Annotated in this window: 9 protein-coding genes and 1 pseudogene; 1 reads left to right on the top strand and 9 read right to left on the bottom strand. The window is 40.4% G+C overall.

Annotated features, from left to right (window positions below; all coding sequences use genetic code 11):
- From BLP57_RS10375 to BLP57_RS18895, 3 genes are all read right to left on the bottom strand, one after another.
- Nucleotides 1-185, bottom strand: a 185-nt coding sequence (locus BLP57_RS10375; RefSeq protein ID WP_139148840.1) for a helix-turn-helix domain-containing protein, incomplete at its 3' end; no start/stop codon positions are given.
- Between the two features lie 128 nt (nucleotides 186-313).
- Complete coding sequence (locus BLP57_RS10370) at nucleotides 314-1,129, bottom strand: HD domain-containing protein (RefSeq protein ID WP_207646704.1); 816 nt, start codon at nucleotides 1,127-1,129, stop codon at nucleotides 314-316.
- Nucleotides 1,130-1,211: 82 nt separating this feature from the next.
- Nucleotides 1,212-1,286: a DUF6664 family protein gene (locus BLP57_RS18895; RefSeq protein WP_442855619.1), complete on the bottom strand. Its 75-nt coding sequence runs from the start codon at nucleotides 1,284-1,286 to the stop codon at nucleotides 1,212-1,214.
- Between the two features lie 18 nt (nucleotides 1,287-1,304).
- Between BLP57_RS18895 and BLP57_RS10365 the strand changes: the two are divergent.
- A pseudogene (locus BLP57_RS10365) lies at nucleotides 1,305-1,763 on the top strand (DUF2800 domain-containing protein); the annotation flags it as partial.
- Here BLP57_RS10365 and BLP57_RS18725 read toward each other — a convergent pair.
- The 6 genes from BLP57_RS18725 to BLP57_RS10335 all read right to left on the bottom strand — a co-directional run bounded on the left by BLP57_RS18725 (nucleotide 1,760) and on the right by BLP57_RS10335 (nucleotide 10,732).
- Nucleotides 1,760-1,837 carry a ParA family protein gene (locus BLP57_RS18725; protein ID WP_334292742.1) on the bottom strand — a complete coding sequence of 26 codons (78 nt, stop codon included), beginning with the start codon at nucleotides 1,835-1,837 and terminating at the stop codon, nucleotides 1,760-1,762. The pseudogene BLP57_RS10365 and the gene BLP57_RS18725 overlap by 4 nt on opposite strands.
- Nucleotides 1,838-2,340: 503 nt before the next feature.
- Nucleotides 2,341-3,384 (bottom strand): virulence RhuM family protein, encoded by a 1,044-nt coding sequence (locus BLP57_RS10355; protein ID WP_092071499.1) that lies wholly within the window; start codon nucleotides 3,382-3,384, stop codon nucleotides 2,341-2,343.
- Nucleotides 3,385-3,398: 14 nt separating this feature from the next.
- A complete protein-coding gene (gene mcrC / locus BLP57_RS10350; RefSeq protein WP_092071496.1) occupies nucleotides 3,399-4,436 on the bottom strand; it encodes a 5-methylcytosine-specific restriction endonuclease system specificity protein McrC in 1,038 nt (345 codons plus the stop codon).
- Nucleotides 4,433-6,919, bottom strand: a complete 2,487-nt coding sequence (locus tag BLP57_RS10345; RefSeq protein WP_092071493.1) for an AAA family ATPase — start codon at nucleotides 6,917-6,919, stop codon at nucleotides 4,433-4,435. The genes mcrC and BLP57_RS10345 overlap by 4 nt, the downstream gene beginning before the upstream one ends.
- Nucleotides 6,920-6,950: 31 nt before the next feature.
- Nucleotides 6,951-10,142, bottom strand: a complete 3,192-nt coding sequence (locus BLP57_RS10340) for a type I restriction endonuclease subunit R (RefSeq protein ID WP_092071491.1) — start codon at nucleotides 10,140-10,142, stop codon at nucleotides 6,951-6,953.
- A 20-nt stretch (nucleotides 10,143-10,162) separates the two neighbouring features.
- Nucleotides 10,163-10,732, bottom strand: coding sequence for a restriction endonuclease subunit S (locus BLP57_RS10335; RefSeq protein ID WP_207646703.1), 570 nt, complete (start codon nucleotides 10,730-10,732; stop codon nucleotides 10,163-10,165).
- Nucleotides 10,733-10,742: the final 10 nt, after the last annotated feature.

Below are 10,742 nucleotides of genomic sequence, written 5' to 3'. Positions count from 1 at the left end.
GCATCTGCGCTTCTTTCCCTGATAATGGAATGACGTCTGATTTCTTTGGATATGGTACTTGGATCCTTGCTTAATTCTATTGCAATACTTCTAAATGAATCACCGTTATTTAAATGCTGTTCGATTATAATACGTGCAGATAAGTCAAGATGTTTTTGGTTGCCTTTTGGTCTTCCTGTATTCATTTTATCCTCCTTCTGCACAGGCAGGGGATCATCTGCAGTAGTATTTTATAAAAAGAAGAAGGAAAAATCCATGCAGAAGTAATTTCTACAGGTATAGAATTTACTCTTGCAAGGTAGAATTTAAAAATTCATTTAACTAAATCAATTATATCGGCTAATCGTAATACTGTTGCCACAAATGGAATACACAGATATTCATCTTGACCACAGACTCTAAAGGTTTCCATTTGGAGTAAATATGTGTAACTTTCATTATGGCTAAAACAAATCGTTGCCAAATCCTCCGTTAAATCTGTATCTTGGTATACTATTTCCCCTGCCCAATACTTTGCGATAACTTCCCTTGCACGAATTGAATGAGTTGTTCTTATATATTCAGTAACAATATAATCTTCAAGAAGCTGTGCTTTCGAAAACTCTTGTTCTGTTTCAAGCCGTTCAATGTCAGCTAATTGATGTGTATACGTCAGACGAAAACGAGCAAACTTTTCTCTTTCTTCTTTTAATTCCTCGTCATATTCTGTCTCGGGAAGTTGATTTTTCCATGCTAATATATGCTTTTCATCAGGAGCCATACCTATATCATGTAGGAATACTGAAACAAGCAACATGAATAAGTCTGGCGTAGATAATTTTCTCATGTTCTCTTGCGGAATAAGTTTTCCAATGATAGTGAGCATATTAAAAATATGAGTATCATCATGTAGGGTGAACTCAGGCATATTTTTAATCACTGTCTTTAGGCGTTCAACTGCAAAAGTACCAACTTTCGCTACAAGAGCCAATACTTCATGTTGATTATTCCTTTCACAATTATCTTTTAATTGCTGATAAACTACCGACTTATTTAATTGATTTTCCAAATATTCATTCATATAATATTCCTTTCGTGCATTTAACAGCTTAAAATTCATAGCAGTATCACATCGTATTTTTCTTATCATACCATATAGATTAAATTTTTTCTATCTCTACTGCTATGTAAAAAGACGGCATCAGCTCAACGCCAATGCCATCTTTTCTCGGTTATAAAATTACTGCCTTTTTGAGATACCCAACGCTGTCATAGCACCCTCTGAAATAGATTGCTTCCTGCTGCATATCGCTGAGCCTGTTCCGATGCCTGATAAACACGCCTTTCTCTCCGCATCGTCCAGTCACCGCTGGATAAACTGCCCGCCAAGCGCAGCACTCTGTGCGAAAAAGCCCAATAACAGCAGCCCTTACGCACAGCAGGGAACCGATGCACACAGCTTATGCGAACACAAAGTCCTGACAGCACTTGGACAGGCATCCCGGGACCCGACAGAATCCCTTACCTGGTTTGATGAGGAAATGGAAGACTGCACGGATCAGTACTGCACCTATGTCATGAAACAGTTGCAGGAAGCAAAAAAACTCTGTCCGGATCCGCAGGTTCTTGTGGAACAGCGCCTAGACTTTTCCAGATGGGTTTCGGATGCTTTCGGCACCGGCGACTGCCTGATCGTTGCAGACCAGGTTCTGCACATCATTGACTTCAAATACGGGCTCGGCATTCTGGTGAAAGCCGAAAACAACCCACAGATGATGTGCTATCCAAGTGACGGACAGGTATCAACAACAATATAGTCGTACTGTTCTCTCAGCGACTCCAGAATGCCTGCCAACATCTTCTCTGAACCCATTTCCATTCTCAGCTTACTGTCCACTGCTGAAAGCATCATGGATGATCCATATCAATGCTTATTCTTACCTTGTCATCTGGTTTTTCGTCTGCACAAGAGGCACACAGTCTCAACGTGGCACGATACCTTCTGATTGATGTCAGGCTTTGTGCCCGTTTGCGGAAACATATCCTATCAAAATGGAAACATGTCCACACCTTCTGAAACCGCGCATTCACGGCTTCAAACCGATGCAATCTGTGGCAAATTTGACATTCATATCACGGTCTTAACCATTGAAGTCCATGGGAACAAGTCAGCATAAGTTCCTTCCTACTTATATAATGCAAGGCAAGTCTACACTGCTGCTCCCTGCCACTGTCTCGACAGTTGAGACAGTGAAGAACGCTCAACTCCTGCACAATCCATCCGCTCTGACCTCTGATTTGCCATACACTCACAGGGAGTTGAGTTGCCAGATTTCACCGTCTCGACCTGGAATCTGGTCCTTATTTCTTTGTATTTTCTTCTAATTCCAACAGATACTTATCAAAATCAGACATGAACAATCTATCCTGGATGACACGGTATTTTTCAAATTCTGTCTCAGCATGAAGCTTTGCAATTTCTGCGGACACCTTACCTGCATCCTGTAAAATACCATAGTCAAACATTTCGATGAAGCTGTTGAGCCTCTTTTCCCAGTCCTGCATCGTAAGCGGGATATGGCGTAAGGTCATGTTTTCAGCAAAATCCAGGTATGCCGTCACCATACGATTCAACTGCTTCATTTCATCCTGGCTCAGATAATTCTTCGCAACCGTAACATCGCTCTTCTTGATCTTTCCTTCCGGTGCATCTGCCCAAGTGGTTAATCCCATATGCTCTTTTGTATGATCAGCTCTTTCCACGATCAGCTCAGCTGCCGTATGTCCATGAACTGCGTAATGCATCTTATTCTGAACGGTCGCGTAGAATCTTCTCGTTGTTGCAGAATTTTTGTCATAGTCAATGGCTGTCGCATACAGGTCGGTGATCTTCTGATAGAACTTTCTTTCGCTGGCACGGATCTCACGGATGCGCTCTAACTGCTCATCGAAATACTTCTCCGTCAGATACGTTCCGCGTTTCAGCCGCTCATCATCCATCACCCAACCTTTAATAGTGTAATCTTTTGCAATCTGATTTACCCATTTACGGAACTGTACTGCACGCTCGGAATTGACCTTGAAGCCTACAGCAATGATCATTTGAAGGTTATAGTGCTTGGTATCACGTGTGACCTGACGAGAACCTTCAGTTTGAACTATTCGGAAATTCCGAATAGTTGCGGCCTCTTCCAATTCACTATCCGCGTATATTTTTTTAATATGTTCATTTATCGTCGGTAAACCAACATCATACAATGTGGCCATCATCTTCTGTGTCAGCCATATATTTTCATCCTCATAGCGCATTTCTATGCTGTCCTGCTGATCACCTACAGAGGCAACATAGATCAGGTATTCCGCTGCGCTGGAGCGGATGGTTATCTCATCTTTTTTCTTTTTCAAATAAGAGGCCTCCTTTATAAATCGAAATGCGTTTTTGCTATTGTATTTAGCTGCCCTGCTATTTCATCAAATGGTAAATTCAAATCCAGAGTCCTGACAGTAATCTGGTTTCCACTCATCTGATACACATTATTCGGATATATCTCTTCATCTGTCTTGGCATACAAAAGCATTCCCGAAACCGTGTGGTCTTTCTCTCTCAGTTCATATTCCTTGTTTTTCACATAAGTGAATATCTGATAGAGATTGTTCGAATGAAGCGTATGCTTGTCAAACTGCACCTGTGTGCTATGCTCATAATATTTTGCATCAATGATTAGCACTCTATTATCATGCTGAAGCATAATATCACTCTGCATCACCGGTAGCATGGTATTTTCTTCATTGTCCAGTTGCCACGGAATCTGTGATGCATTCGCAGTAATCTGGTTTTTATACTCTTTCCTGTAGTATTCCAGAATAAACTTCTCATACAATCGGCACATACGCTGCTCGTCCAGAAAATCCATCAGTTGAGTACTTCCATCTGACTGAGTCTGAAGCAGGCCTTTCACTACCAGATAACAGACTGAAATCAGCATACGATATGTCTGATTATTTCGATTGTACTGAACATTCCAATTTACTGTGTGCAAATCAATAAAATCCACCTCGCCAAAATACATCATTAGCTTTCTGAGATTCTTCTTGCGTTGCTTCGATATATTTGACCGAAGAAGAAGCGCAACTGTAGATTTGATGATTCTGTTCATGGTACTGTTAACCGAAAACTCATCGTATGTACAGATTAGCTGTTTCCGTAACATTGATTGTGTCTTGATGGACTCTGCAATATCAATCTTTCCTCGCAGAGAAGAAAGCGCCTCCGTCTGCGGAATATATTCTTTACCAAGTCCTCGCTTTAGCTGAATCGCGATACCTTTTTCTAAGATAGCCGCCATCAGCTCGCCAGTATTATGAAATTGTTCTGTGGCTATATTCTTATAGCCTTGCTCATTCAATACCTGAAATGCATAGGACAGCATATAGTAGATGTTTTGTATCGGTATCACTTAATCGCACTCCTTAGATTTTCGCTCCAATCTTTTACCTTCATAGGTTCATCAAACCAGTATTCTTTCAACAGCGGTATCAGCTCATACTCAACAACACCATAAAGCCAATCATCGTCGATTGAGTCAGGCTGTAAATTACAGAAGTAACTGTGCCCAATGCAGAATCCCTCACCCAAAGATTCATCAGAAGCAATCACACCATTCAAATTCTCTACGCAACTAATCAGCTTGTTAAACTTCTCATTGTCTAATGCCATGCGATACTCTCTGAAACCCGGAGTCTCAAACCCTGGCTTGATATCAAAGAAAGCAAATCTTCTGCGAAGTGCATAATCCAACATAGCAAGGCTTCTGTCTGCAGTATTCATCATACCGATGATATAGACATTTTTCGGAACCGCAAATTTCTCATCGGAATACAGAAGCTGCAGCGCATTTCCGCGTTTATCGTTTTCAATCAGCATAAACAGCTCACCGAAGATCTTACTCAGATTACCGCGATTGATTTCATCTATGATAAAGAAATACTCGTTATCACTGTCTATCTCGGCCTTCTTACAGAAGTTATAGAATGCTCCCTTCTTCAGTTCAAATCCTGTAGCAGATGGGCGGAAACCCATAATAAAGTCTTCATAGGAATAGCTCTGATGGAACTGCACCATCATCACACGCTCTACATCTTTTACACCCATCATGGAATATGCTAGGCGCTTAGCAGCATAAGTTTTTCCCACGCCTGGAGCTCCCTGCAAAATAATGTTTTTCTTGTTTCTAAGCAGGCCAACCAATCTGGAATAGTCTTCTTCAGACATATGGACATCATCAAGGAAATTTTCCGCTGTGTACTCTGGATAGGTAACTTCCTGCTCGTCGTCAACCATATCATCGTCTTCAAATAAGTCTTTGATTTCCTGCACAAAGTCACTATATGGAGTAATATCAGTCAATGTTTTCTGTGGTGCCTGATGATTAATTGTCCAATTACCCTTATTAGTCCAGTTAACTTTTCTGATATTTGAATACTCGTCTGCACGATCAGCATCGTATTCGTAGTCAGACTCAACGATTCCTTTACCAAGAATTCCATTGTTTCCTTTCTTCACAAATACAACATCACCAATCTTTATATCATAGACGAACTGCCATGTGGCATGAGCTGAATTCTTATAAGAGCTGCTATCACCATATTCCTGTTTCATCTGCTGTTTCATTTCATCTTTAGAGCTGAATACTCCAAGATCTCCAATTTCTCCCCAGCCCAGCAGCATATAGCCATTCCTATAGCACTCTTCCCATTTATCAGCACCCTGTCCCGGAGCATAGAGCCAATAACGAACAGTATCGACATCATTGTCTGCAAGAGCATCGCTATCATTCGTTTTCTTACTCTTTGCATCAGAGACACCTTTTTTGAAAATATCCGATGCCATCTCCGCTGTTAATTCCACTGACTTGCCTGCTTCAGTAAGTGTCCACACACCTCTTACGCTTTTATCAATATATCCCGCTCCAACGAGATAGTTTCTGGCAAAAGCAACTTCATTTTCAAATTTGTTAACCTTCGTTTTGCCTCTGGTTTCGTTTACTACCTCATCCGACAAGTGCTCATTTTCTATAATTTTCTTTCTTGCTTCTACCGGTGTTGCAGATCCTCCCAGATCACGTAGTGCCTGTAATAATGGCATGAACCATTTGAGAAATTCTGCTTTCGATGTCTTTTTTCCTTTTTCAACTGATTTTTCCTGATTCACCTTCTCAGAAATAACCCATGCTGTATAGGACAAATCCGGGAAGCTCTTGTACTCATATTCACCCGTATCCAAAACTTTCTTACACAAATCTTTTATCCCAAGATAGTCTGCAGCATATGGCACTTTCTTAAAGGTTTTCCCAGCAGCGACCACAACCTCGCCAGGCATATTCTTGGTATCAGCTATAAACCAGCGATTTCTGGAATCCAGATTGATAAATGCATAAGGACGAATCCAATACAGACCCATCGTAATATTCCAGCGAATGCAGAGCTGATCATGTACCTTATCATAAACTTCAGAAAATTCCCGTCGATTATCTGCTGTGTCATTATCGGCAAGCACAAGAGCAGTTTCAAACAAACTCCACAGATTATCTATATCATCTGCTTTTCTACCATCCTTAAATCCATAGAATGTCGCTTTCAGATTATTGAGAACTGGAATTCCATCAAAATTGCTCGGCACCGTTGCAGAAATTCTAAACACTGATGCGATTCCTTCAAGGATAGCGATTCTATTAGCATTTGTGATTCCCTTATTGAAAATTCCAAAGATAGTAAACGGATCGATGTCAATAATCTCATTGCCGCTTTCAAGCTTAGGAACGCTAATTCCCGCAGTGTCATACACCGCATATATTTTCTGAATAAGTGCCTTTCTGTCAGCTTTGAAAGGCAGGAGTTTCGTTGCAAACTCTGTGTAAAAATCTATCCAATCATATTGCATCTACGTCACACCTCCTGTCGAATACAACACTCTATATGTCTGACTGATTCCCATCCTCCGTATTTATGAACTTTACCGGACCGCCAATTCCAAAATATTTTTCAAAGAAAGTTTTTAGCTTATCAATAACCGTCTGCTTCTTTTTTGCACGATTACCACCCCCAAAGCGGCTGACCGGTGGCATAATTGTATCAATATCTGTGCCGACAGTTTTAACTTCTCCCTCTCGGAAAGAATTCTCTAAGAACTTACGGGTTTCTTCCGGCTTGAGCTTTTCATCTTTAATGATAGCTTCCAAATCTGCTTCACGCTGTTCAGCAACATAGCCGTTCCATTCGGTCATTACATCATCGACATCGTTGATCCCTGCAATAAAGTTTTCAATCAGTTGTTTTTTACTACGAAGCTCTGGGCTGGCATCAATTGCTTTATGGATTGTTATCAGCACTTCCTTATCTTCGCAGTGAGTATCATGATATTTTTTTACAAGCATCAGGATATAGTCGATATTGATCTCGATCTGCTTAATAAGCTCAACTTCAAAAACAATATCATCGATAATATCGGTACTCTCACCGTTTTCTCTTTTGCGCTTCCACTCATCCCTCAGGTCCTGATATTTTCCAAGATAGTCTTGAAGGTCTCTTTCGGAGATCATCTCCTTACCAGCAAATTCGTCGAAGGAAACAAGCAAGTTCCGCATACGAAGGAGCGCACCAAACAAAGCAATGAAATCCTTCTGATTTTGCTCACCCACAATCTGCGACTCTGATAACGGGAACTTATTCTGCAGATCCTCGATCATATCTACATAACCAGGCATCTGCTTTCCATCGACAGACTCATAGCCGTAATAATAGTCTTTAAAGCTCTGCAGTAAGACGATGCCACCGGCGTTCTTATCTCCAAATAAGGAAATAGCTGCATCAACACGTTTTTGCAGATTACGGAAACACACAATATTACCGAAGGTCTTGATGCTGTTCAATATACGATTCGTTCTACTAAATGCCTGAATCAGACCGTGCATTTTTAAATTCTTATCTACCCACAGTGTATTCAGAGTCGTTGCATCAAACCCTGTTAAAAACATATTTACGACAATAAGAAGATCCAGTTCTTTATTCTTCATGCGGAGAGAAACATCCTTATAGTAGTTCTGGAACTGATCACTATCCGTCGAGTAGTTCGTATGAAACATCACATTGTAATCTTTGATAGCATCATCAAGAAAGTCACGTGAACTCTTATCAAGTGCAGATGTATCCTCTGGATTCTCCTCTTCCAGAAGACCGTCCACTTCTTTCTCATTCGGAGCATAGCTGTAAATGACCGCAATTTTTAACCCTTTTGTATGATCTGCTGCTATCTGCTTTTGGAATTCATTGTAATACAGCTTCGCCATTGGAACAGAAGCTACAGCGAAAATAGAATTAAAGCCACTCACTCTTTGTTTCTTTTTAATTTCTTCTACCGCACCGCGCTCTGCAGATGCAACATCTGAAATATTGGTGAGCTGATTGTAGATATAAGTCTTATCTCCTCGATATGTTTTCTGGTCGAAATGATCCAGTATGTACTTGGTGACCTGTGAAATACGTTGCGGAGCCATAAATGCTTTTTCACGATTAATATCCCAGACCTGTTCATCATCAATATCCTTATCGGAATCCATGGTTTTAATATAATCAACGCGGAAAGGAAGAACATTCTTATCATTAATGGCATCTACAATTGTATACTCATGCAGCTGATCACCAAACGTCTGTGCTGTCGTAAAAAGCATGGATTTTGATGAAGTGTTGGCATTAACAGAAAAGATCGGAGTGCCAGTAAAACCAAACATATAATACTTTTGAAATGCACCACTCTTCTTGTTTCCGTTCTTATCTACACCACCAGCGATTGCTGTATGCATATCACCAAACTGGCTGCGATGGCACTCATCAAAAATAATGACTACTTGCTTGTTATAAACCGGATGCTCTTTATTTTTCTTGATAAAAGTTGACAGCTTCTGAATCGTCGTAATAATTATATGAGACTTACGATCACTGAGCTGCTTTGCCAGAATTGAAGTTGAAGTGTTACTGTTAGCAGCCCCTTTCTCAAACCGGTCGTATTCCTTCATTGTCTGGTAATCAAGATCTTTTCTATCTACGACGAATAATACTTTATCAATGTATGGAAGCTGTGAAGCAAGCCTTGCGGTTTTAAATGAGGTCAGAGTTTTACCAGATCCTGTGGTATGCCAAATATACCCGCCAGCCGCTATGGTGCCATACTTCTTATAATTATGAGCGATCTCTATTCGATTCAAAATTCGTTCTGTTGCCGTGATCTGATACGGGCGCATAACCATCAGCATATTTTCAGATGTGAAAATACAATATTTTGTCAGGATATTTAGAATAGAATGCTTTGCAAAAAAAGTTTTCGTAAAGTCAATTAGATCCGGAATTACTTTATTACTGGCATCGGCCCAGAAGGAAGTAAATTCAAAGCTGTTGCTTGTCTTTTCCTTCTTTGTCTTTCCAGAGTTTGCATCTTTAATTGCGTTCCACCTAGTACTGTTTGAATAGTACTTTGTATTCGTTCCATTGGAGATCACGAAAATCTGAACGTACTCAAATAAACCAGAGCCAGCCCAGAAGGAATCTCTCTGGTAACGGTTGATCTGGTTGAACGCTTCTCGAATCGCAACCCCGCGACGTTTCAATTCAATATGAACAAGAGGCAGGCCATTCACAAGAATGGTCACATCATAACGGTTATCATGTTTTGCCCCTTGGTCCTGCCCGATAACATACTGGTTGATTACTTGCAGGCGATTGTTGTGAACCTGTTTTTTATCAATCAGCATGATGTTCTTGGACATGGCATCATCACGTTTTAATACCTGTACAGAATCTTCTTGAATTTTCCGTGTCTTATCTACAATGCCTTCATTCTTATTTGCAATCTTCTCTGTAAAGAAACGTTCCCACTCTGTATCGGAAAACTTGTAATCATTCAAGTCTTCAAGTCGAGTACGTAGATTCTGAATTAAATCTTCCTCTGTATGAATTGGAAGATACTCATACCCCTGTTCACAGAGTAGACGAATAAATTCCTGCTCTAGTTCTGCTTCACTCTGATACGCATCAGAACGTTTTTTGACAGGCTCATACTCTGTAACTACTGTATTTTCGTTGGTTTCAGCAACGATGTTGAAGTATGGCATACCATCACTCCTCTCTGTTTCTATTGCTTCTCTTTGAAGGTGAGAAGCTTATCCCTGTAATATTCATATTGCTTCTGACGTGCTTCAATCTCTGCTGGAAGTCCTGCGGTCAGGTCGTTGCAGAGAGTATCAAAGCGGTCAAGGATTTCTACAATACGGTTCTGTTCCTTAATTGACGGAACTGTGATTTTGGCTTTACTGATATTATCGTTATACAACCGAGCTATTGTTCCACCTGTTGAAGCTACCCAAGGCTGCATTTGATAACAATAGAAAAGATACCGATTCAGCACTATACTTTCATCGTTGTCAATCCAAACGATATTGGAATCCTGATAATAAGCATCCTCTCCGTTGTAAACAACTGTACGACCGATAGTGCCTGCTGCTGATATTAAAATATCGCCTTTCTTTGGATATGAGTATGTGTTGCGATATTCATCAAACTTCTCTCTTGAGATAAACGCATCAGCTTTTTTTCCGAATGTTCCAATTTTATAAAAAGGTACATCACCAGACGAAGATGTTTCTGCCTTCATAATGCGTTTACACATAGACACCTTGCCGACGTCCGAAAGCTGAATTTTCACATACCCAAAC

The sequence above is a fragment of the Blautia sp. SF-50 genome, from assembly GCF_900101315.1.
GTDB lineage: Bacteria > Bacillota > Clostridia > Lachnospirales > Lachnospiraceae > Blautia_A > Blautia_A fusiformis.
Note: the sequence above shows the minus strand (reverse complement) of the source record. Positions and strands in the feature narration are given on the sequence as shown.

Bases quoted from the DNA above. Each gene is read 5' to 3' on its own strand.
- BLP57_RS18725 (WP_334292742.1), bottom strand. From the start codon at position 1,837: ATGTTGGCAGGCATTCTGGAGTCGCTGAGAGAACAGTACGACTATATT.
- BLP57_RS10345 (WP_092071493.1), bottom strand. From the start codon at position 6,919: ATGCAATATGATTGGATAGATTTTTACACAGAGTTTGCAACGAAACTC.
- BLP57_RS10370 (WP_207646704.1), bottom strand. From the start codon at position 1,129: ATGATAAGAAAAATACGATGTGATACTGCTATGAATTTTAAGCTGTTA.
- BLP57_RS10340 (WP_092071491.1), bottom strand. From the start codon at position 10,142: ATGCCATACTTCAACATCGTTGCTGAAACCAACGAAAATACAGTAGTT.